The organism is Streptomyces sp. NPDC026673 (assembly GCF_040638135.1).
Lineage (GTDB): Bacteria > Actinomycetota > Actinomycetes > Streptomycetales > Streptomycetaceae > Actinacidiphila.
In genome coordinates this window covers 1-20622 of record NZ_JBEZXR010000002.1, presented here as the reverse complement: position 1 = coordinate 20622, position 20622 = coordinate 1, and the positions used below count along the sequence as shown (strand labels likewise).

At 69.3% G+C, this 20622-nt stretch carries 18 protein-coding genes and 1 tRNA gene; 7 read left to right on the top strand and 12 right to left on the bottom strand.

Annotation, left to right across the window (positions count from 1 at the left end; translation table 11 throughout):
• Nucleotides 1–13 precede the first annotated feature (13 nt).
• Genes AB0F62_RS01630 through AB0F62_RS01620 form a run of 3 tightly spaced genes read right to left on the bottom strand, consistent with a single transcriptional unit; the run spans nt 14 to nt 3002 of the window.
• Nucleotides 14–1564 carry a PP2C family serine/threonine-protein phosphatase gene (locus tag AB0F62_RS01630; RefSeq protein WP_361791489.1) on the bottom strand — a complete coding sequence of 517 codons (1551 nt, stop codon included), beginning with the start codon at nt 1562–1564 and terminating at the stop codon, nt 14–16.
• Between the two features lie 57 nt (nt 1565–1621).
• Nucleotides 1622–2146: an FHA domain-containing protein gene (locus AB0F62_RS01625; RefSeq protein WP_361790883.1), complete on the bottom strand. Its 525-nt coding sequence runs from the start codon at nt 2144–2146 to the stop codon at nt 1622–1624.
• A 10-nt stretch (nt 2147–2156) separates the two neighbouring features.
• Entirely contained in the window at nt 2157–3002 is an 846-nt protein-coding gene (locus AB0F62_RS01620; protein WP_361790880.1) for a DUF3662 and FHA domain-containing protein, read from the bottom strand.
• Nucleotides 3003–3367: 365 nt separating this feature from the next.
• On the opposite strand from AB0F62_RS01620, the gene AB0F62_RS01615 reads away from it, so the two are divergent.
• Nucleotides 3368–3451, top strand: a tRNA-Leu gene (locus AB0F62_RS01615).
• A 192-nt stretch (nt 3452–3643) separates the two neighbouring features.
• Here AB0F62_RS01615 and AB0F62_RS01610 read toward each other — a convergent pair.
• The 3 genes from AB0F62_RS01610 to AB0F62_RS01600 all read right to left on the bottom strand — a co-directional run bounded on the left by AB0F62_RS01610 (nt 3644) and on the right by AB0F62_RS01600 (nt 6546).
• On the bottom strand, nt 3644–4720 hold the full coding sequence (locus tag AB0F62_RS01610) for a hypothetical protein (protein ID WP_361790877.1): 1077 nt from the start codon (nt 4718–4720) through the stop codon (nt 3644–3646).
• Between the two features lie 520 nt (nt 4721–5240).
• Complete coding sequence (locus AB0F62_RS01605; RefSeq protein WP_361790874.1) at nt 5241–5702, bottom strand: DUF4260 domain-containing protein; 462 nt, start codon at nt 5700–5702, stop codon at nt 5241–5243.
• Complete coding sequence (locus AB0F62_RS01600) at nt 5695–6546, bottom strand: alpha/beta hydrolase (protein ID WP_361790871.1); 852 nt, start codon at nt 6544–6546, stop codon at nt 5695–5697. The genes AB0F62_RS01605 and AB0F62_RS01600 overlap by 8 nt, the downstream gene beginning before the upstream one ends.
• A gap of 139 nt (nt 6547–6685) precedes the next feature.
• On the opposite strand from AB0F62_RS01600, the gene AB0F62_RS01595 reads away from it, so the two are divergent.
• Nucleotides 6686–7324, top strand: coding sequence for a TetR/AcrR family transcriptional regulator (locus AB0F62_RS01595; protein ID WP_361790868.1), 639 nt, complete (start codon nt 6686–6688; stop codon nt 7322–7324).
• Nucleotides 7325–7797: 473 nt separating this feature from the next.
• On the opposite strand, the gene AB0F62_RS01590 is transcribed toward AB0F62_RS01595, so the two are convergent.
• Nucleotides 7798–8595 carry a helix-turn-helix transcriptional regulator gene (locus AB0F62_RS01590; protein WP_361790865.1) on the bottom strand — a complete coding sequence of 266 codons (798 nt, stop codon included), beginning with the start codon at nt 8593–8595 and terminating at the stop codon, nt 7798–7800.
• A gap of 77 nt (nt 8596–8672) precedes the next feature.
• Between AB0F62_RS01590 and AB0F62_RS01585 the strand changes: the two genes are divergently transcribed.
• Both AB0F62_RS01585 and AB0F62_RS01580 read left to right on the top strand, forming a co-directional pair.
• Nucleotides 8673–9383 carry an SDR family NAD(P)-dependent oxidoreductase gene (locus tag AB0F62_RS01585; protein ID WP_361790862.1) on the top strand — a complete coding sequence of 237 codons (711 nt, stop codon included), beginning with the start codon at nt 8673–8675 and terminating at the stop codon, nt 9381–9383.
• Nucleotides 9384–9691: 308 nt separating this feature from the next.
• Entirely contained in the window at nt 9692–9844 is a 153-nt protein-coding gene (locus AB0F62_RS01580) for a hypothetical protein (RefSeq protein ID WP_361790859.1), read from the top strand.
• Nucleotides 9845–10102: 258 nt separating this feature from the next.
• On the opposite strand, the gene AB0F62_RS01575 is transcribed toward AB0F62_RS01580, so the two are convergent.
• The 5 genes from AB0F62_RS01575 to AB0F62_RS01555 form a co-directional block, all read right to left on the bottom strand.
• Nucleotides 10103–10744 (bottom strand): hypothetical protein, encoded by a 642-nt coding sequence (locus tag AB0F62_RS01575; RefSeq protein ID WP_361790856.1) that lies wholly within the window; start codon nt 10742–10744, stop codon nt 10103–10105.
• A gap of 2154 nt (nt 10745–12898) precedes the next feature.
• On the bottom strand, nt 12899–14137 hold the full coding sequence (locus AB0F62_RS01570; protein WP_361790853.1) for an ABC transporter permease: 1239 nt from the start codon (nt 14135–14137) through the stop codon (nt 12899–12901).
• Complete coding sequence (locus AB0F62_RS01565; protein WP_361790850.1) at nt 14137–14925, bottom strand: ABC transporter ATP-binding protein; 789 nt, start codon at nt 14923–14925, stop codon at nt 14137–14139. The genes AB0F62_RS01570 and AB0F62_RS01565 overlap by 1 nt, the downstream gene beginning before the upstream one ends.
• Nucleotides 14922–16001: a peptidoglycan-binding protein gene (locus AB0F62_RS01560; RefSeq protein ID WP_361790847.1), complete on the bottom strand. Its 1080-nt coding sequence runs from the start codon at nt 15999–16001 to the stop codon at nt 14922–14924. The genes AB0F62_RS01565 and AB0F62_RS01560 overlap by 4 nt, the downstream gene beginning before the upstream one ends.
• Nucleotides 15998–16552: a hypothetical protein gene (locus AB0F62_RS01555; RefSeq protein WP_361790844.1), complete on the bottom strand. Its 555-nt coding sequence runs from the start codon at nt 16550–16552 to the stop codon at nt 15998–16000. Before AB0F62_RS01555 ends, AB0F62_RS01560 begins: the two co-directional genes overlap by 4 nt.
• Nucleotides 16553–16930: 378 nt before the next feature.
• On the opposite strand from AB0F62_RS01555, the gene AB0F62_RS01550 reads away from it, so the two are divergent.
• The 3 genes from AB0F62_RS01550 to AB0F62_RS01540 all read left to right on the top strand — a co-directional run bounded on the left by AB0F62_RS01550 (nt 16931) and on the right by AB0F62_RS01540 (nt 20533).
• The gene (locus tag AB0F62_RS01550; protein ID WP_361790841.1) at nt 16931–18208 is read left to right on the top strand and encodes a HAMP domain-containing sensor histidine kinase; all 1278 of its coding nucleotides are present in this window, start codon (nt 16931–16933) and stop codon (nt 18206–18208) included.
• 248 nt (nt 18209–18456) lie between these two features.
• Nucleotides 18457–19281 carry a DUF3152 domain-containing protein gene (locus AB0F62_RS01545; RefSeq protein ID WP_361790838.1) on the top strand — a complete coding sequence of 275 codons (825 nt, stop codon included), beginning with the start codon at nt 18457–18459 and terminating at the stop codon, nt 19279–19281.
• 316 nt (nt 19282–19597) lie between these two features.
• A complete protein-coding gene (locus AB0F62_RS01540; protein WP_361790835.1) occupies nt 19598–20533 on the top strand; it encodes a hypothetical protein in 936 nt (311 codons plus the stop codon).
• Nucleotides 20534–20622 lie beyond the last annotated feature (89 nt).

Genomic DNA, 20622 nt, shown 5'->3' with positions numbered 1-20622 from the left:
CCCCTCCTGCTCGCTAGCTGCTGGTCGGGCACTGCTGGGCCAGCGACTGGTCCTCGTCGGAGAGGGTGGGGCTGCTGGACGGGCTGGGGGAGGGGCTCGTGCCGGGCTTGGGGGAGGAGGACGCCTCGGGGGACGGGCTGCCGGTGGTCTTGCCGCCGGCGGCGTCGGCGCCCTTCTGCTGGTCCTTCCTGGCCTTCTCCGCCGCGGCGGCGTTGGACTTGTCGATGGCTTCCTTGGTCTGGCAGACCTTGGCCTGGTGCTCGAGCTCGTCCGCGGTCTTGCGCGCGTCGGACAGACCGCTGGCGGCGATCGTGGCCGTGACGTACCTGCGCTGGTTCTGCGGTAGGTACTTGAGTTCGATACCGGGGCGGTCCTCGTGGACCTTCGACAGGTTGATCCAGGCCAGCTCCTGCTCGATGCCCTGGTAGATCGCCGCGTGGTCGCCCTTGACGCCGACGTAGTACTGCGTCTGGGTCCAGCGGTACGCGCCGTAGAGGCCGCCGCCGACGATGCCGAGGACGACCAGCAGGACCAGCGAGCGCTTGAGCCAGCGGCGGGGCTTGCGGGGCTTGCCCAGTTCCTCGTCGTCGAAGTCGCCGAAGCTGCCCATGGGCGCGCCGACCTGCGGGTTGCCGCTGCCGGGCGGGCCGAAGGAGCCCTCGGGGGCCGGCGGGCGGCCGAGCTCGGAGGCGCGGCCGGCCGGGGTCTGGAGGTGCCGCGGGTCGGACAGCGGGGAGTGGTGCCGGCTGTCGGCGACGGCGCCCACGACGACGGGTGTGTCGTGCAGCTGCGCGGCCAGGGTGTCGCCGTCGTCGATGTCCAGGACGTCGGCGACGATGCAGGTGATGTTGTCGGGACCGCCGCCGCGCAGCGCGAGCTGGATCAGCTCCTGCACGGTCTCGGCGGGCGCCTGGTAGCCGGCGAGGGTGTCCTCGAGCGTCTGGTGGCTGACCACGCCGGACAGGCCGTCGGAGCAGATCAGGTAGCGGTCGCCGGCCCGGACCTCGCGGATCGACAGGTCGGGCTCGACCTGGCCGCGGCCGTCCAGGGCGCGCATCAGCAGCGAGCGCTGCGGGTGCGTGCCGGCCTCCTCCTCGGTGATCCGGCCCTCGTCGACGAGCCTCTGCACCCAGGTGTGGTCCTGGGTGATCTGGGTGAGCACGCCGTCGCGCAGCAGGTACGCACGGGAGTCGCCGACGTGCACCAGGCCGAGCCGCTGGCCGGTCCACAGCAGGGCGGTGAGCGTGGTGCCCATGCCCTCCAGCTGCGGGTCCTCCTCGACCATGACGCGCAGCTGATCGTTGGCCCGCTGCACGGCGACCGCGAGGGAGGTGAGGATGTCCGAGCCGGGGACGTCGTCGTCGAGCGGGACGAGGGTGGAGATCACCTCGGAGGAGGCGACCTCACCGGCGGCCTGGCCGCCCATGCCGTCGGCGATGGCGAGCAGCCGCGGACCGGCGTAGCCGGAGTCCTCGTTGCCCTCCCGGATCATTCCCTTGTGCGAGCCGGCGGCGAAGCGCAGCGACAGAGTCATGCGCACCTCGCCCGTCGGCTCCGGGTACATCCGCACGCTGCCCACCCTCTCGCTCGCGCTCGCTGGCTGTGCTCGCCCATTGTGCGACTACTTCCGCAGCTCGATGACGGTCTTGCCGATGCGGATCGGGGCACCGAGCGGGATCGGGGTCGGCGTGGTGAGCCGGTTCCGGTCCATGAAGGTGCCGTTGGTGGATCCCAGGTCCTCGACGATCCAGTTGCCGTCGCGGTCCGGGTAGATCCTGGCATGGCGGCTGGACGCGTAGTCGTCGTCGAGCACGATCGTGGAATCGTGCGCCCGGCCCAGAGTGATCGTCTGGCCCTGGAGCGCGACCGTGGTGCCCGCCAGCGAGCCCTCGGAGACCACCAGTTTGGTGGGGGCGCCGCGCCGGGCCCGGCTGTTGTTCTGCTGTTGCTGCTGCCGTCCCTGCGCCGCCTGCGCCTGCTGGCGCTGCTGCGGCGGACGGGACTGGGCCTCGCGGCGCCCGGAGGTGCGCTGGGTCACCCGGGTCCCGAAGAGGTCGCTGCGGATGACCTGCACGGCCACGATGACGAACAGCCACAGTACGGCGAGGAAACCCAACCGCATGACCGTCAGGGTCAGCTCTGACATTGCCCCCGCTTCACCCTTCGGCTTGCCGGTACACGATGGTGGTACTGCCCACGACGATCCGCGAACCGTCGCGGAGCGTAGCGCGTTGAGTGTGCTGCCCGTCCACCACGATGCCGTTCGTCGACCCGAGGTCCACGATCGTCGAGGGCGATCCCGCCCTGATCTCGCAGTGGCGGCGGGACACACCGGGGTCGTCGACCCGGACGTCGGCCTCGGTACTGCGGCCGAGGACCAGGGTCGGCCGGGACATCTGGTGACGGGTGCCGTTGATCTCGATCCAGCGGCGCACGTTCGTGCCGGCGCCCCCGGGGGCCGTGGGGCCACTCCCGGGGAGCCGGGTCACCGGCGCGGCGCCGGGCGGCGGACCGGCCGGCATCGGCGGCGGGCCCGCGGGGCGCTGCGGGGCCTGCGGCGGGTAGCCGTAGCCTCCGCGGCCGGCGGGGGGTTGCTGCTGCTGGGGCTGCTGTGCCTGCTGCGACTCGCTGGAGGCGAGGGTGCGGCTGCGTACCCGGTACAGGCCGGTGTCGAGGTCGTCGGCCTTCTCCAGGTGGACCTTGATGCCGCCCATGAAGGTGTAGCGCTGCTGCTTGGCGTAGTCGCGCACCATGCCGGCCAGCTCTTCGCCGAGCTGGATCGCGTAAGGGCTCAGCCGCTCGTAGTCGGACGTGCTGAGCTCGACGATGAAGTCGTTGGGGACCACGGTGCGGTCCCGGTTCCAGATCGTCGCGTTGTTGTCGCACTCGCGCTGCAGCGCGCCCGCGATCTCCACGGGCTGGACCTCGGACTTGAACACCTTGGCGAAGGTGCCGTTCACGAAGCCCTCGAGACGCTGCTCGAACTTCTTGAGTACTCCCACGGTGCACCTCCCTCCTCGAGGCCCTGCGGTCGCACACGGCGGTGGCCGCCGTGATCTTCCGTCCGATCCTTCCGGTACTGCTTACTGATCGTATCCACGCACTGGGAAAACCGCTGGTTCCCCGGTCGGTCCCATGGGACCGATGTCAACACTGACACGGTCCGCGGCCGCTCCCCCACAGGGATGGTAGAGGCGGCCCCTGCCAGTGTCCCGCAACAAAGGACGGTTCCCCTCGCTCGGGGGTGCCCGGAAACGGATGTGATTCCACCCTGAGCAGCGTGCTAATGTTCTCGATGTCGGAAGGCGCTGACGCACCGGACGGGGAAGACCCCAAAGTGTGACAGAATCCAAACGACAACACCCATGCGCGGGTGGCGGAATAGGCAGACGCGCTGGATTCAGGTTCCAGTGCCCGAAAGGGCGTGGGGGTTCAACTCCCCCCTCGCGCACATAGCGGAGACGGGTCTCCGACCGTGACGAAAGTCGCAGTCGGGGGCCCGTTTCTCGTGTTGATCAAGGGGTCGGCCCGTCGACTGGAGCGGCCGCCGCTTCCCTCACGCACTGGAGCCCCTCGCTTGGCCGTTTGCGGTCAGTGAGGGGGCTCTTTCGTATGAGTGATGTTCATCTGTGAGGCGCGTCACTCAAGTGGCGGGTGTCAGGTGGCCAGTTGGTGTCCAGGTGCCCAGGGGCTTCGTCTTGCGTCTGCGATTCGTGCGCCTGATGGGGCGCTGTCCGCCGAGGGCGAGGCTGTCCAGCCACGTCGTGATCTTTCGCCGGTTGGCATGGGCGAGCTGGAACACGAGGAGGATGGTCTGTGCGGCGAGCCCGCGGATGGGACGGGATCGTGAGGATTCGATGGTCTCGGCGAGCGGACTCTTGGCGAAGCCATTGAAGCCCTCGACGCTGTTGCGGAGGCGGAAGTAGATCTTCTGCCATTCCTCGTCGCCGTAGTCCAGGGCCTGCCAGTGCTTGGCCCCTTCTTCCGGGGCGAGCGTGATGGCCCGCTGGCGGCAGACCTTGAGGGGCCCGGTCGGACTGGGCAGCGGGTCGACCAGCGGGAGGTGGACGCCGCTGCCAATCGAGCGCGGCTTGAGCGGGCACTGCACCTTGCCTGATTCTGCCGGGCACATCATGCGCTGGTGGCCTTCGGAGTCCTCTCTTTCCTCGGGCATGAGTCGGTATGGCTTGCGAGCGGCGATGCGCGCGGCCCAGGTCTCGCGGTCGATGCGGCCGGCGTGCAGGTCGCTGGTGGCTTCGATGAGGGACTCGGGCATCGAGGGGCAGTACCAGGTGCCCTCGACGAGGATCGACCCTTGGGCTCCGCCTTGATCGCCGAGCTGGTCCACGCGGTAGTCGTAGACGGGCTTGTAACCCAGGGCACGGACGGGCAGCTGCCACTCATGGGGTTCGGAGTTGTCGTAGGCGCGGTCGCCCGCCAGGAAGCCGGGCGTGTAGCCGCGCTCTCGAAGGCGGCGGATGGTCTTCAGCCCGTTGTACGCGGGGCGCTCTCCCGGCTTGTCCAGGCAGAGACCGACAACGAGAGCGGGCAGCACGTCGGGATCGGGTGTCCCGTCGTCCAGGAGCGGCTTGATGTGCTGGGTATCCCGCGTGACGGCGAGGTGCGCATCGAAGCCGAAGAGGTAGCGCTTCGCGAGGGACGGCTTTGCGGCCTGACTCGTGGTCGCCCCGACCAGATGCCGGTGCGGGCGGCAAGTCAACCTTGCGGGTGCCGGGAGTAGGGATCGCCTCCGCTGTCATCTGCGCGCCCCTGGGACATTGTGGCGCCGACTTGCGATGCGCAACGAGGCTAGGGTGCCCTGCCGATCCTGGACGATGGGCGGAGGCAACAGCCAACCTGGGAGACCTTGGGTGGTTGGAGCGAAGCTGTGCCCCCCCCCAAGGGGACGAACACGGATCGTGCGGTGGTGGTCGGCATCGTTGCCGGCAACCGGGTGACACCCTCTGCCTACTCACGTTAAGACCGGCTGCGCAAGCGCGCCGAAGCGCCCGTCGGAGGTGCGGGCCAATCGGAGGCTTGCCCAGCGCTGTACGAGCGGCACCGGCGTAAGTCTCAACCGGCTCCAACCACTATCTGCAGGCCATCGCGGTGACCGGTCGGATCCTGGCCGAAGACGACGCTTCCACGCCCGCAGCCGGCGGGCGGCATCACGCTCTGGGCGACGTTCTTCCAGGCGCGATCGAAGCCGGGTCGGCTGCCGGTGCGCGGTCGGCCCTGGTCTACCGGCGCTTGTCGGGGCCGTGGATGCCGAGGTGGGTGACGATGAAACTGTGGTCGTACTTGACCCCGTACTTGAGGACGCGGTCGAAACCGAGATGGAACAGGCCGATGGCGCCGGCCACGATCAGTGAGGTGTGTTCCCTAGTGGCGCCCGCGACGATCAGGGCGAGAGGCAGCGGTGCGGTGTGCATGAGGTTGTAGACCCAGGCGCCGACTTTCGGGCCGGCGAGGTAGGCGAACCAGGACAGGTCCGGGACGAGGAACAACGCGGGAACCAGCCACCATGGTTCGTCGGTCGTGGCGAAGAGCACCAGTGCGGCGATGGCCACGGCAAGACCTTCGACGCGCAGCCAGACCGCGGGCCGGCCGGTGACCACGCCGCGGAAGTCCCGGTCATCGGCGTTCGGCCCGCGCGAGTTGTCCACGGTGGTTGCGGCCGGGACGTCAGTGGGCTCAGGCACGGGTGTTCTCCTGCAGGAACGAGGCGATCAGAGCCACCGTCTGCTCGGGAAACTGGTCGTGCGGGTAGTGACCGGCGCCATCGACCATCGCGAGCCGGCCGATCCCGGCGGGCAGCGCCGCGACGATGGCCTCGCCCTCGGCCCGCGGGTCGGTCCAGTCGGGGTCGAGGGAGCCTTCGACGATCAGCACCGGGCAGCGCACATCGGCGAGCTTCGCCCCGGCGTCGGCCGGTGAGGTCTTGAGCATCGACTGGAGTGCCTTCATCCGGCCAGGCTCTCGCAGTTCGGCCGCGATGCGGGCCTGCCGCTCGGTCCAGTCCGCGGGCTTGCGGCCCGGGTAGGCGTGGTCGAGGTAGCCGAGCCACTGCGTCACGCTGCCCAGCATCGCGCCGGCCATCCGGTAGGCGCCCCGGCGGTACGACCTGTTGCTGAGGTCGCCGAGCTTCATTGCCTGGGCACGGGTGAACGGCGCGATCTCGACGATTCCGGTGATCAGGCCGGGCTCCTGAGCGGCAGCGATGGTGGCGGCGCCCCCGGCGATGGAGTGACCGATGAGCACGGCCGGGCCGCCGAGGTGGCGGATCAGGGCGAGCAGGTCGCCGGCGATATCGGTGCGGGAGTACGACGGCCACGCCGCGGCCGACTCGCCGCAGCCGCGCAGGTCGGCCGCGGCGACCCGGTATCCGGCCGCGACCAGCTGCGGCGCGACGAACCGGTAGGCCGCGCGGCTCTGCCCCATGCCGTGGGCGAGCACCACCAGCGGACCGTCACCGGCCACCTCGTACGCGATGCGACCGCCGTCGACGGTCAGGTACTGGGTCTGCTGGTTGAGGGGCATGATCATGGTCGTCTCCTGGCGCGTTGATGAATCCGGATACAACATTGTTCCCCGGTCCAAAATTGCCTCCGGGTTCAAGTCTGTACTCGGGTACACTTACGGACTGGAGTACACTTGTCAAGTCGGAAGAGAGCAGATATCGATCATGAAGAACGGCACTTCAGCAGCCCCCGAGTCGCCGCCGCAGGATCGCCGCGCACGTCAGCGGGAGCGGCGCCGCGCTGAGTTGTACGACGTCGCCCTGGCACTGTTCGTCGAGAAGACGTACGAGGGAACGACGATGGAGGACATCGCCGAGCGGGCAGACGTCGCCCGGACCACGGTCTTCAACCACTTCCCCCGCAAGGTCGCCTTCCTGCAGGAATGGGCTGTCCGCCGCCGGGAGAAGGCCATCGAAGCTGCCTACGCCGCAGGCCCGGACTCGTCCGCCCGGGAGATCCTGGTGCGGTACTTCACCGAGATGGGCCGGCTCAGCGACGCGTCCCGGCCGGAGAGCGTGGCCGTGATCCTCGGGTCGGTGCACTCGACGAACATCTGGCAGCGCTCGCCGCTCGCCGTCGAGTTCGCCGGCATCATCAGCGGGGCACAGCACAAAGGCGAGATCGACCCGGCCGTCAACGCGGACCGGGTCGGCCTGCTCCTGTCCTCGTCGTACTACGTCATCCTCACCGCATGGGCCGCCGAAGAGCCGGCACCCTTCGACCTCACCGGGGAGATGACCGGAACCGTCGACCTCATCCTCAACGGAGTCCTGCCCCGACGAGACAGAACCTCTAGCGGCTGAATGACTTGATTTCGGTGGTGATACCGCCGACGGGGTTTCACCGGTGAGCACGGGCAGACCGCGTTCGTCTGAGCGGCTTGGAAGAAGTGCTCAGCGCGGTGGTCAGGAAGAGTGGTGCGACTGACGGGAACGCTGTCGCACAGGTGGGAGAGGTGCGACCGCTGACGCTTGTTGCGTCGCACTTCTCGCACCTCTCGCACGTGCCCTGGAGAGGGTGGGTACGGGCGGAATCTGATCTGAAAGTGCGGAAATGGTCTGCTGCTGATGTTCACCATCAGAAATGAAGGCGTTACCGCTGTTCAGAGCGTTTCTGAGGGCTCGAATCTGCGGATTCAGCCGCACTTGAAGACCGTGGCCGCGGATCAGATGTGAGCCCGACCAGCGTCCGAACCACTGAGGCCACGGGGGGCAACCGTCACCGCCTCGCTACCTGGCCAACTATGGATTGCCAGCCAGGGAGAACGCATCAAGGTTCACCGGCCGGACAGACGGCGCAGGGCGCGAGCGGTCGAGGTGTCGGGGTCGGCCGTCATGAACAGCACTTGTTGGTCGTCCTCGGGGAGGGTGAGCACGTCACAGTTGATGCGGAGCTCTCCGAGTTCGGGATGGACCATGGTCTTTGTGCGGTGTCCGGGGATGCGCAGAGAGGGCGAAGCCCAGATCTCGCGGAACTCCGGGCTGCCAGCCGTAAGGTCCGTCAGGAGGTCGGACAGGCCCTCGTCATGGGGATAGCGGTCGGCGGCGGTACGCAGACGGGAGACCGCGATTTCAGCGAAGTCCTCATGGCCTGTGGTCAAGACGTGCTCGCGGAGCAGAAAGCGGCGTCGCGCCAGGTTCGGCCTGGAGTCCAGGTCGCCGAGCAGCGCTTGGGCCAGTGGGTTCCAGGCCAGGACGTCGTAGTTCGCCGCGGTGACCAGGGCGGCAGTGTCCGGGAGCCGATGGATCAGGCCGGCGACGTGCCCTCGTACACGCCGCGGGGGTGCCGTGGGCGGACGGGGGGTCTGGCCGGCCAGCAGGAACATGTGGCTGCGTTCGGCGGGGTCAAGGCGGAGAGCCGTCGCAAGGCCGTCGAGGATCTGCGGGGAGGGACGTGGCCCGCGCGCCTGTTCCAGGCGGACGTAGTAGTCGACCGACATGTGCGCAAGGTCCGCGATCTCTTCCCGGCGCAGGCCTCCGGTGCGGCGACGTGACCCTGTTGGCAGGTCGACGTCCTGGGGGCGCAGACCTGCGCGACGGCCACGCAAGAAGCGGGCCAGTTCGTCTCGGGCCACCGGTGGCCTCCTCCACTGTGTCCGGGTGGTATCGATTATCCCTGGTTGCGTCCTCGGCCGGTGAAGAGACTGGCGGCATGGATATCTCGACTGTGCTGGTCACAGGAGCCAACAAAGGCATCGGCAAAGAAATTGCCCGGCAGTTCGTGCAGGCCGGGCTGACCGTCTACGTGGGGTCGCGAGACGCGGAACGTGCGGAACAAGCCGTCGCCGACATCGGCGGTGACGCGCGACCGCTGGTCCTCGACGTCACCGATCCCGTGAGTGTCGCGGCGGTGGCGGACCATATCGATGTTCTGGACGTCCTGATCAACAATGCGGGTGTCTCCTCTGCAGAAGGCAGGGCCGCGCAGGACGAGGACGCCGACACCTTCCGTCGCATTTTTGAGACGAACGTATTCGGTGTGGTCGCGGTGACCAACGCGCTCCTGCCGGCCCTGCGACGCTCGGCCCATCCGAGGATCGTGAACATCTCCAGCGGGACCGGGTCGCTCGCAGCCGCAGTGACCGAGCACTCCGGCTACCGGGGTGGCTTCGCCTCCTACCGCTCATCGAAGGTGGCCCTGAACGCGCTGACCGTGTTCTACGCCCAGAGCCTTGCCGAGGACGGCATCAAGATCAACGCCCTGGCACCTGGTCTGCGGCGGACCGATCTGAATGCCGCGGCCGCCGCGGCAGGCGGGGACCCCGCGGAGGCCGCCGCCGGCGCCGTCAGGCTGGCGATGCTGCCTGACGACGGGCCCACCGGCGCGTTCTTCTCCTGGGACGGAACACCGCTCCCCTGGTAGCCGCCTCGGTCCCGTGGCGGCGTCGTCTGCTGTCGACAGCTCCGCCTCGCAGAGAGCCTTCAGTCCGGAATGTGAGAGCTGGATCACCAGGCGCCCCGACCACTTGGGAACCGACCGGCCCAGCGGCTTAAGTAGATCGCCACGCGCTGCCCCGAGCTCGATCGGACCGCCGTCCACGTCCGCGCTTTCGCCGAGTTGTTGAATAACCGCCAGGGTTGCCGACTCAACCAGTGGATCAACGACGTCCGCAGCGACGACCTGCCCGCCCTCCATACCTTCGCAGGCGGCTTGAGCCAGGACCTGACGCCGTGGTCGCCGACGGCCTGAGCCTGCCCTACAGCTCTGGCACGGTTGAGGAACACAACAACAAGATCAAGATGCTGAAACGGCAGATGTGGGCCTCTTTGGTAGCCGTCGCGGATCATGTGGGTGAGCTGGCCCGCGGGAAACGATCTTGGTGAGTGTGGGAAACGATCTTCACAGGAGGAATGTAAGCCCCTGATCAGCGCATTTCGTCGGTGCCCCACATAGCGGAGACGGGTCTCCGACCGTGACGAAAGTCGCAGTCGGGGGCCCGTTTCTTGTGTTGATCAAGGGGTCAGCCCGTCGACTGGGGCGGTCGCCGCTTCCCTCACGCACTGGAGCCCCCCCGCTTGGCCGTTTGCGGTCAGTGAGGGGGCTCTTTCGTATGGGTGATGTTCATCTGTGAGGCGCGTCACTCAAGTGGCGGGTGTCAGGTGGCCGGTTGGCGTCCAGGTGCCAAGGGGCTTCGTCTTGCGCCTGCGGTTGGTGCGCCTGACGGGACGCTGTCCGCCGCGGGCCAGGCTGTCCAGCCACGCCGTGATCTTCCGGCGGTTGGCGTGGCCCTCGACGCTGTTGCGAGGACGGAAGTAGATCTTCTGCCACTGCTCATCGCCGTAGTCCAGCGCTTGCCAGTACTCGGCCCCTTCTTCTGGGGCGAGCGTGATGGCGCGCTGACGGCAGACCTTGAGAGGCCTGGTCGGACTCGGCTGTGGGTCGACGAGCGGGAGGTGGACGCCGCGCCCGAGCGAGCGCGGTTTGAGCGGGCACTGCACCTTGCCTGCCTCGGCCGGGCACATCATGCGCTGGTGTCCCTCGGCGTCCTTACTTTCCTTGGGCATGAGGCGGTACGGCTTACGGGCGGCGATGTGGGCTACCCAGGTTTCACGGTCGATGCGGCCGGCGTGCAGGTCGCTGGTGGCTTCGATGAGGGGCTCGGGCATCGAGGGGCAGTACCAGGTGCCCGCGACGAGGATCGACCCCTGGGCTCCGCCTTGATCGCCGAGCTGGTCCACCCGGTAGTCGTAGACGGGCTTGTAGCCCAGGGCACGGACGGGCAACTGCCATTCATGGGGTTCGGCGTTGTTGCAGGCGGGGTCACCGGCCAGGTAACGGGTGTACAGCCGCGTTCCCGGAGGCGGCTGATGGTCTTCAGCCCGTTGTACGTGGGGCGCTCTCCCGGCTCGTCCAGGCAGAGACCGAGAACGAGAGCGGGCAACAGGTCGGGATCAGGTGTCCCGTCGCCGCAAAGCGGCTTGATGTGCTGGGTATCCCGCGTGACGGCGAGGCGCGCATCGAAGCCGAAGAGGTAGCGCTTCGCGAGGGACGACTTTGCGGCCTGACTCGTGGTGGACGTCTGCTTCCGCCGAAGTCGGTGGCCACCTGCTCGACCGTCACCCCCGGGCCACGGTTCCTCGCGACTCGCACGACGTCTTGGCGGAACTCTTCCGGATGGGGCTTGGGCGCGACGGCATCCTTCCCACCCGCCCCACAGGGCATACCAGTTCAGATGTCACCCGATCGTGCAGCAGACCCGATGGTGAACAGAGGCTGGAACAACTCGCCAGCTAGAGCGGACGCCGTCATGGTCTTTTCCGTAGATGAGCACTCGCGCGGGCAGGTGGGGCAGATGCCGGTCGAGGTGGCCAACGGGTGTTGGAGTGGGTCCACAGCCCGGTAGAGGGTCTGGCCCTGACACCAGGGTGCAGGGCGCCGGCCGGAAGTGCTGCCGCACCTACCTACAGGCCCACACCGCGCTGACCGCCCGCACCACTTCCAGCTCGGGACGCCGACCCGCCGCCCCCAGAGTCACCGGATTCATTTTCATGCATTTATTGCAAGTCTGAGGACTTTGATGCACTCAACCCTAAATGTGGCCTACATGTGCCGCGGTGGAAATGCGCATCCGGTACTGGAACGCAGACCTACCGGGCGCGAATCGGGCATGCTTCCCTGAGGAACAGTAACGGCAAGTACATATGGGCAAAGCCTCAAGGGCCCATATACACCGGCAATGCTCGGATCACCTGCGGCTGAACCGGCGACGGGCTCCGCGGGGACAGGGCGCTACCGGAGCCGCCGTCGAGCCCATGCGAAGCCGATCACGCCGGCGAACCCCGTCAGTCCCCACCGAATGATCTGGCCTGCGGGAGAGCCGTGGAGCAGGGTTTCCGAGATCACGGCCCCGATCAGCCACCCGGCGGCCATCAGTAGCAGCCAACCGCAGCCGGCGACGGCGAGGTCTGCGGGGTCGCGTTGTTGCTCCATTGGACCGCATCCCATCTGCTCGCCTGCTCCGTGGGTGAGGGTACCGATGAGGCGCCTCGGTTCGCTGGGATCTCCCAGTTGCGCAAGCGTTCAGAGGACGTGAAACAGCCAAGTTGGGCCATGCTTCGGCTGGGCCGGCCATCCCGTGGCTCGAGATGGACTGGCAGGTAGACGCCCTGCGGTGGGAATCGATCACAATGAGCGTGGGATACGGAGTCCGGCTGATTCATCAATGCGCCTGATCAGCGCATTTCGTCGGTGCCCCACATAGCGGAGACGGGTCTCCGACCGTGACGAAAGTCGCAGTCGGGGGCCCGTTTCTCGTGTTGGCCAAAAGGCTTGACTGCCGGCCGGCGCGGTCGCCGCACCCCTCACGCGCCTTTCGTATGGGTGGTGGTGACCTGTGAGGCGCGTCACTCAAGTACCGGGTGTCAGGTGGCCTGTTGGCGTCCGGGTACCAAGGGGCTTGGGCTTGCGTCTGCGGTTGGTGCGCCTGATGGGGCGCTGTCGCCGGGGCGGGCCCGCGGATGGGCCGGGATCGTGAGGATTCGATGGTCGCGGCGCGAGGGCTTCCGGTGAAGCCGTTGAAGTCTTCGACGTCGCGCCGGAGGCGGAAGCAGATCTTCCGCCCCTGCTGGTCGCCCCGGGCTGATCGACGCGGTGGTCGTGGACAGGCCCGGGGCCCGGGGCCCGGGGCCCGGACGGATGGTGGCCGGTCGGCTGATGTGGAGCCGTTGCAGGAGCGGTCGCCGGCCGGGCGGCCGGGCGGGCAACTCCGCGCCTGGAGCCGGGAGATCGTTTTCAGACCGTTGTATCCGGGCCGTTCTCCGGGGTTGTCCCGGCGGAGGCCACTCGGGCGTGTTGTGCCGGGCGGTCTTCGTGGCGTGGAACAGGCCGCGTCCGCTCCGTGGTCCCGGCCGCCCACCGGAACCACCGGGAACGCTCCTTCACGTGCCGGCCAGCGCCTCCGTCGGAGACATGCGCGCGGCACGGACCGACGGGTACAAGCCGGCCAGACCGCCGATGGCCAGCGTGGCGGTGGTGCCTCCCGCGGAGGCCCAGACCGGCACGGTGGTCGGCCACCCCTGCGTTGTGGCGTACACGCCGGTCACGAGGATTCCGAGGAGTACACCCGCCACTCCGCCGAGTGCGGACAGCAGGAGCGACTCGGCGAGGAACTGCAGCCGGATCTGCCCTTGTGTGGCACCCAGGGCGCGGCGCAGGCCGATCTCGGTGCGGCGCTCCAGCACCGAGATGACCATGGTGTTGGCGACGCCGATCCCGCCGACCAGCAAGGCGACCGAGCCCAGGCCCAGCAACAGTCCCGTGAAGGCCCGCTCCGACGCGTTCTTGGCCACGAGGGCGTCGGAGGGCCTGGAGACCGCCACCAGTTCGGGGTGCTCGGGGTTGGCCGTGGGGGCGAGGACGCCGTGCACATCGGTGACAGCGTCGTCCCGGACACGGGCGTACACGGTCGTCGGGTGTCCGTCGAAGCCCAGCTCCGTACGGGCGGCTTCCCAGCCGACGAGCGCGGCCCGATCCAGTTCGGGCGCGAGAGCGGCCGGGGCGAGGATTCCTACGACGGTGAAGCGACTGCCGTCGAGCACCACCTGAACGCCGTTCGGGCCCTCCGCGGCCGAGGCGCCACGCAGTTCGTGAATGCCCAGGGTATTGGCGGTGCCGGCGCCGAGAACCACGACGGGCAGCTTCGCCTGGGCGGCATTGGGCCAGTCCCCGACGGCCAGGGAGACGCGCAGCGCCTCCGGCAGGCCCTGCGTCGCCGCGTAGACGGCGATGCTGCCGCTGAGCGCCGTGGGGATGTGCTCGTTGCGGTAGACGTTGGCGCGCGGAAGCCGGGCGACCGCGGCGACCGACTGCACCGGGCCGACCCGGCGGATCATGGCCGGGGCCGTCTCCGGGAGCGCGACCCTCTGCCCCGTGCCGTGGTCCTTGCCCGGGCCCACGGTGAGCAGGTTGGTTCCCAGGGCGGCCAGTTCCCGGTCGAGTGCCGTGCGACTGGAACTGGAGATCCCGACGACGGCGGTCATCGCCGCGATGCCGATGGCGATGCCGAGCGCGGACAGCACTGCCCGAACGGGCCGGTACCGCAATCCGGTGCCGCCGACCCGTAGTACGTCGCGCGGCCGCAGCCGGAACGGGGTCAGGGGCGGACTGGTCGTCTGCATCAGTGGGGCACCTCCGTCGCGGTGTGGTGGCCGAGGTCGCCGCCGCGGGCAAGGGCGACCCGGCCGGCGAATCCGGCCGTCGACGAACCCTTTCCGGCGTCGTCCGCCGCACCTGTGGCACGATCGCCGACCACGGCGCCGTCCCGGAACTCGATCCGGCGCGGCAGCCGAGCCGCCACCTCGGCGTCGTGGGTGATCAGGACCAGGGCCGTGCCGGCGGTGTGCAACTCGCCGAGAAGCTCCATGACGGCCGTACCGGAGGCCGTGTCGAGGTTGCCGGTGGGTTCGTCGGCGAGCAGCAGTGGCGGCTCGCCGACGATGGCGCGGGCGATCGCGGCTCGTTGCCGCTCGCCGCCCGAGAGTTCATGCGGCCGGTGGTCGGTCCGGTGTCCGAGGCCGACGCGGGACAGGGCGGCCAGGGAACGGCGGGTCCGTTCCCGCCGGGCCACGCCGCTGTACAGCAGGCCGTCGGCCACCGCTTCGACGATCGGGAATCCGGCCGGGAGATGGAACTGCTGGAAGACGAAACCGATGTACCTGGCACGCAGGGCGGACAGGCGGCGGTCGCTCAGCCGGCCCACTTCGTGCCCGGCGACGGTGACCGTGCCCGAGGTCGGCCGGTCCAGCGTGCCGATGAGGTTGAGCATCGTGGACTTCCCCGAGCCGGACGGGCCGACGACGGCAACCGCCTCACCGGGCCCCACCGTCAGGCTGACATCGCGCACGGCGGCGACACCGCCGTAGCCACGGCTCACCCGGTCCAGGACCACGACGGGTTCGGCGTTCATCGCGCGGTTCCCACCTTGGTACCGGGGGCCAGCCCGTCACCGGTCACCTCGACGCGTCCGTCGACGAACAGCCCGAGACGTACGGCGACGACATGACCGCGCCCGTGGCCGTCCAGCGTTTCCACGCCGTAACCTCCGCCGGACAGCGCCAGGAGTGCCGACACGGGGACCGTCAGAGCGTTCTCGTGCCGGCCGGCGAGGTAACGACCCGTGAGGGTGCCGGAACCGCGGCCGGTCCCACTGCTCACGGCCGAGGGGTCGGCCAGGGAGACGGTGACGTCCTGGACGTTCCCGCCGCTGTCGTCGGTGTGCGGGCCGCCGACCGCGATGACCGTGGCGTCCGTGCTCCCGCCGCCGGTGGTGGACACCTTCAGCCGCACGCCCTTGACCGCCAGCTCGGCGTCCTCGACGGGAACGGTGAGCTTTGCCCGCGGGGTGGTTCCGGTCACGGTCAGCAACTCGGGTACGGCGGCTGCACCGATCGCCGCACCGCGCTGGGCGACCCTGCGCGCACCGTCGGCGTACACCACGTCACCGAGGGCGATCCTGCCGGTCTCGGCACCGCCCAGGGCCTTCTGCCAGCGTTTGACGGCGGCTTCGACTCCGGCGGTGTACGTGTCGTCACCGGGTGTGAAGCCGCCGTAGCCCAGGGCACTGAGGTTGGTCGTGAACTCCTCGACGTCCTCGCCCTTGGTGTTCGGCGCCAGTTCCCTGTAGGCAGGGAGCTTGCCGTAGAGCAGGACGACGGGGCGATTGTCGACTCGGGCCAGCGCGTCGCCCCGGCGGAGTACGGTGCCCGATGCGGGCAGCCAGGTGACGGTGCCCTGGGCGTGTCCGGTCAAGGGCTGTGCGGAGCCGTACGTCACGGCGCCCGGCACGGTGATCCAGCGTTCCATGGTCTTCCGTGTCACCTCCGCGGTGGCAGGAGGGGACGCGCTGGGCGCGGCGGTCTTGGTGCGGCCGCCGAGAACGCCGGAGGAGGCCGCACCGGCCAGTACCACCACGGCCACGGCCGCCGTCCCGCCGAGAACGAGAAGAGTGCGGCGTCCCTTGCCGGAGCCCTTGCGGCGACTCATCCGGCGACGCCGTCGTTCTCGGACTGCGGGTAGAGGTGGTCGCAGGCCGTCCAGGCCTTCGGAGCATTCGGGTCGAGCTTCTGGTTGTACGTCGAGTCGTCGGGCTGCTCGCCGGTCTCCGGGTCGGGATCGGGATAGTCCTTGGACCCGTTCTCCCGCATGCACACGGCGAACCGCTTGAGCTTCTCGATGTCCGCCGGCTTCCAGAGGGGACCGGGGTCGATGGCCGGCCACTTCGACTGGCACGCCGTGTAGGCGGGGTCCGTGACGGGCACGCCGCTTCCGTCGGCCATGGCGACGATGGTCCCGTCCTCGGCGTCGGGGTCGGGGTCCTTCACATCGAGACCGTGTTCGCGCAGGCACCGCACGAAGGGCATGAAGTCGGCATCCTTGGCGGCCGGTGCCGAGGCGGAGCTCGACGTGCCGTCCGGCACACTCGCCACCTGCGCGCCATTCGTGCCCCCACCGCCGCATCCCGCCAGTGCCGCCGCCGCGGCGACGACGAGCGCCGGAGGGCCGAACAGCTTGGCGAGCGCTGTCACTGCACGCATTTCTCGTCTTCCCATCGTCCAGAGGTGGCGTCCTTTGGGCACAGTCCGTGAGATCCCAGGTGACGCTGCTGCCGGTATCCCAACAGGCGCCCGGTGAGCAGCCCGTGAGCCCGGACGCTCACCTCCGGCTCACGCCCGATTCGGATACTGAGGCGTGGGAACATCGCCGAGCGGAGGATGGTGGACGGGATGGGTTCTGGGGCCGCAGTGCGGAAGTTCGCCTCGGCCGGCTTCCTGCGTTCGCCAACGCCGAACGGGCCGACGTCGAACCGGCCGACGTCGAACGGGATGACGTCCGTCCGGGACGGCGGCCGGGCATCGCGGGCGGCGACGACGCATCGGACGCGCCGTGGTCAGCGGCGCCGGACCCGGGGGGCGGTGGCCTACCCCTTCCTGTGGGTCGCCGCTCACCGCGGCAGCCTGCGTGTGCGGCTGACCGCCGTGTTCGGCCTGATGTTCTTCGTCGCCGCCTCGGCCGTGCTCGCGGCCACCGTGCTGCTTGTCGTCCGCTACTTGCACTGGGACCAGCCCGAGGTTTCGCCCGAAGCGCATTCGGAGCTCTACGCAGTGGTGGCGCCGGAGCGCAGGGGTGAGTTCAAGGTAGTGGCGGGCGAGAACCGTGCCGTCGATCCGGTTCTGCTGCACGGTGATGTGTGGTGGTTGCTGAAGTGGGGGTCGTTGGTCGTCGTCAGCGTCGGAATCGCGGCCACAGCGGCCGGTTGGTGCGTGGCCGGACGACTGCTCCGGCCGCTCGCGGAGATCACGCGCACCGCCGAGCGGGTGGCCGGGCGCACGTTGCACCGGCGCATCGCTCTGGCGGCACCGCCCGGTGAGGTCAAGACCCTCGCCGACTCCTTCGACCGCATGCTGGAACGTCTGGACGAGTCGTTCGCCGGTCAGGGCCGCTTCATCGCCAATGCCGCGCACGAGTTGAAGACGCCGATCGCGCTCAACCGCACACTCGTCGAAGTGGCCATGAACCGCCGCGACGCCACGCCATCCGTGCGTCACCTCGGTGCGGACCTGCTGAAGGTCAACGCCCGCCAAGAGCGCCTCATCGATGCCCTCCTCGCGCTCGCCCGCTCGGACAGCGGCGTGGTGGAGCGCCTGCCCACCGACCTTCGCGTCGTGGCCGGAGCGGTCCTCGACGACGCCGCGGCATCGGCACGGGAAGCCGGCGTCGCCCTGTCCGGTGATCTCGACGCCGCACCACTGCGGGGGGACCCCACCTTGCTGGAGCAGCTCGCGCGGAACCTCGTCGACAACGCCATCCGCTACAACCAGCACGGCGGCACCGTCCGCGTCACCACCCGCCTCAGTCCCGAAGCGGCGGTGCTGACCGTCACCAACACCGGGCCCCCGATCGCCCCGCACGAGGTGCCCACCCTCTTCCAGCCCTTCCGCAGGCTCACCGACCGCGTCGGTTCCGCCAGGGGAAGCGGCCTGGGCCTGTCCATCGTCCGGGCGATCGCCCACACCCACGGCGGCGAGGCCAACGCCGTTCCACGCCCGAAGGGCGGTCTGACCGTCACCGTCGCCCTCCCCCGCCGGTTCCAGGAACAGGGGACGCAGCCCGCCCCGGTCAAACGGCCCGAGCCGGAACGGACCGGCCCGGCTCGCGCACGCGACATCCTCAGCGGGGCCGGGCAGGCCTGAGAGCCCGGCTTCGGCAAGCGGTACCCGACGCTGTCCTCACGCGGCCGTCAGCGTCCGCTCGGCCGGATCGTCTTGCCCTTGCGCCCCTCCCATCAGCCGTTTCCGTGCCGCCTGTTCGGCGGCAGCAGGCTCTTTGCGTCCGCGCCAACAGCGCTTCCCGGGCCGCCACCCTGCATCGCGTCGCGTGAGGACGGTGTGAGTCCCGGTGCTCACCGCTGCTTCACCGGCGGCCCTGTGTAGTTCGAGGCATGAAGCACCGTCGCAGCAAACACCGCCGGGCAAGGAGGCGGCGCGGGGTTCTCGTCGTCCCCTGCCTCGCGATCCTGGGAGTGTGCCTCGCGGGGGTGTACGCCATCACAGAGCGGGACACGGCGGAGCCGGCCGTCGCCGCGCACAAGAGCCGGCCCTCGCCGACCACGGCCGCCTCGGCGCCTCCACACCGCTCAAGCCCTTCGACGGCGCCGCCGAGTCCCCGGCGCAGCCCGTCGCCCCCACCGCCTCCGCGCATACCGCAGCAGGGGGCCGGCACGTTCACCGCCGCCCGCGGCTCATCGGAGACCGTCGGGCACGGCAGAACCCTGCGGTACGTCGTGGAGGCCGAGGACGGCAGCGGCCTCACCGCGGCATCCGTGGCCGCCGAAGTCGAACGCGTACTGGCCGACGGACGGGGCTGGACGACGAGCGGTGTCGCATTCCGGCGTGTGGAGGGGCCGCCGTACGACTTCCGGGTACGTGCGGCGACCCCGGACACCGCGGATGCCCTGTGCGCCGCCTACGGTCTGGACACCCACGGCGAGCTGAACTGCAATGTCGCCCAGACCGTCGTGGTGAACATCAAGCGCTGGATCCTGCTCAGCCCTCAGTACGAGGGGCGGCCCGCCGACTATCACGCGATGATCATCAACCACGAGGTGGGCCACTTCCTCGGGCGTGGACACCGGGGATGTCCCGGACCGGGCATGCCGGCCCCGGTGATGATGCAGCAGATCAAGGGGCTGCACGGGTGCATCGCCAACCCATGGCCTTACGACGCCCGGGGAAACCCGATCACCGGGCCGCGCGTGTCCCCCTGACCCTGGAGCGACCGAGGCGGGGAGTCGACGCCTCACGCCCCCTTCACGCGAGCGACGCCGGGCGGCTGGTGCGCCTGATGGGGGGCACCGCGGCACTCACCGGGACGGACGCTCCCATATCGGATCCGGCGTCGCTGCATGCGCGGTTTTGCCCGTGCCGTGACCATCTTTGGGCTTGCCTTTGCTTCGGGGCTACCGCCGTGACCTGCGTCACATCGCGCGTGGCGGCTATGACCCCGGACGCGTTCACCGGGTTGAGGTCATCGACGGAGTGCACAGCATCGTGCGATCCCTTAGACCGAAGCGATGGAACGACATGGCTCACATACGCATGGCGCGAGCTTTCCTGCCGGTGGCCGCCGCGGGTGTGCTCGCGCTCACCGGATGCTCCCAGGGCGGCGGCTCCGCCGCGCCCGCCGACTCCGGTGACCGCGCGCCGTCCTCGAAGGCCGCGGCGCCCCCGAAGGGCGAGGTGGCGATTCCCGAGGGAGTCGACGAGGGGATCAGGCAGATCTACGTGTCGCAGAACGCCACTGCCGCCTGCATGCGGAAGAAGGGCTTCACCTACACCCCGCGCGTGGCGGGCCTGACGGCCGCCGCCAGTCCGGTCGACGGGCAGGACTACGCACTGGCGAAGAAGTACCGGGAGAAGTTCGGCTTCGGCTTCTTCGCGCCGGCCGTCTACCCGGACGACCCGACGGTTGTCGGCAGCAAGGCCCACGAGGCTCAAGAGGCCAACCCGGACCGGGCCTACCTCGACGCGCTGTCCCCGGCGCAGCGGAAGGCCTACGACAAGGCGATGGGCTCCGCGAAGCAACTCGCCAGCGGGAAGAAGGTGATGCTCCCGGGGTGCGTCAAGGAGGCGCACGAGAAGGCCTACGGGCCGGAGAAGTCCCAGGCGCAGCTCGATCGTGAGCGGGCCGCGAACCAGGAGCAGGACCGTGCCGCCAGGCAGGCGCTGAACGGGGACCCCAAGTTGATCTCCCTGGCGCAGCGGTTCGCGTCCTGCCTGCGGGACGAGGGGATGGCCGTGACCACCACGCAGCCGATCGCCATCGGGGACATGGTGAAGTTCGCGACGGCCGCACTGACCCCGTCGAGCGGCGTCCGGAACATGGACAAGGACGACGCCCGGGCCAAGCTCACCCAGGAGATCGGGATCGCGCTGAAGGACCTGGAGTGCGGGAAGAAGTTCCGCGCCGCGTACTTCCCCAAGCTGGCCAAGCACCCCTTCTCCGGGGCGACGGGATGAGCCGGGGTCTGCCGGGCGGCCCGAAGGGGCGCGGCAAGCAGGTCGGGTTGATCGTGGGCGTGGTGGCGCTCGTCGGCGCCGGCGGCTGG

What these genes read in the sequence shown, in the direction of transcription:
- AB0F62_RS01630 (WP_361791489.1), bottom strand. Translation starts at nt 1,564, where the DNA reads ATGTACCCGGAGCCGACGGGCGAGGTGCGCATGACTCTGTCGCTGCGC.
- AB0F62_RS01625 (WP_361790883.1), bottom strand. Translation starts at nt 2,146, where the DNA reads ATGTCAGAGCTGACCCTGACGGTCATGCGGTTGGGTTTCCTCGCCGTA.
- AB0F62_RS01600 (WP_361790871.1), bottom strand. Translation starts at nt 6,546, where the DNA reads ATGATCATGCCCCTCAACCAGCAGACCCAGTACCTGACCGTCGACGGC.
- AB0F62_RS01595 (WP_361790868.1), top strand. Translation starts at nt 6,686, where the DNA reads ATGAAGAACGGCACTTCAGCAGCCCCCGAGTCGCCGCCGCAGGATCGC.
- AB0F62_RS01585 (WP_361790862.1), top strand. Translation starts at nt 8,673, where the DNA reads ATGGATATCTCGACTGTGCTGGTCACAGGAGCCAACAAAGGCATCGGC.
- AB0F62_RS01570 (WP_361790853.1), bottom strand. Translation starts at nt 14,137, where the DNA reads ATGCAGACGACCAGTCCGCCCCTGACCCCGTTCCGGCTGCGGCCGCGC.
- AB0F62_RS01565 (WP_361790850.1), bottom strand. Translation starts at nt 14,925, where the DNA reads ATGAACGCCGAACCCGTCGTGGTCCTGGACCGGGTGAGCCGTGGCTAC.
- AB0F62_RS01560 (WP_361790847.1), bottom strand. Translation starts at nt 16,001, where the DNA reads ATGAGTCGCCGCAAGGGCTCCGGCAAGGGACGCCGCACTCTTCTCGTT.
- AB0F62_RS01555 (WP_361790844.1), bottom strand. Translation starts at nt 16,552, where the DNA reads ATGCGTGCAGTGACAGCGCTCGCCAAGCTGTTCGGCCCTCCGGCGCTC.
- AB0F62_RS01545 (WP_361790838.1), top strand. Translation starts at nt 18,457, where the DNA reads ATGAAGCACCGTCGCAGCAAACACCGCCGGGCAAGGAGGCGGCGCGGG.
- AB0F62_RS01540 (WP_361790835.1), top strand. Translation starts at nt 19,598, where the DNA reads ATGGCTCACATACGCATGGCGCGAGCTTTCCTGCCGGTGGCCGCCGCG.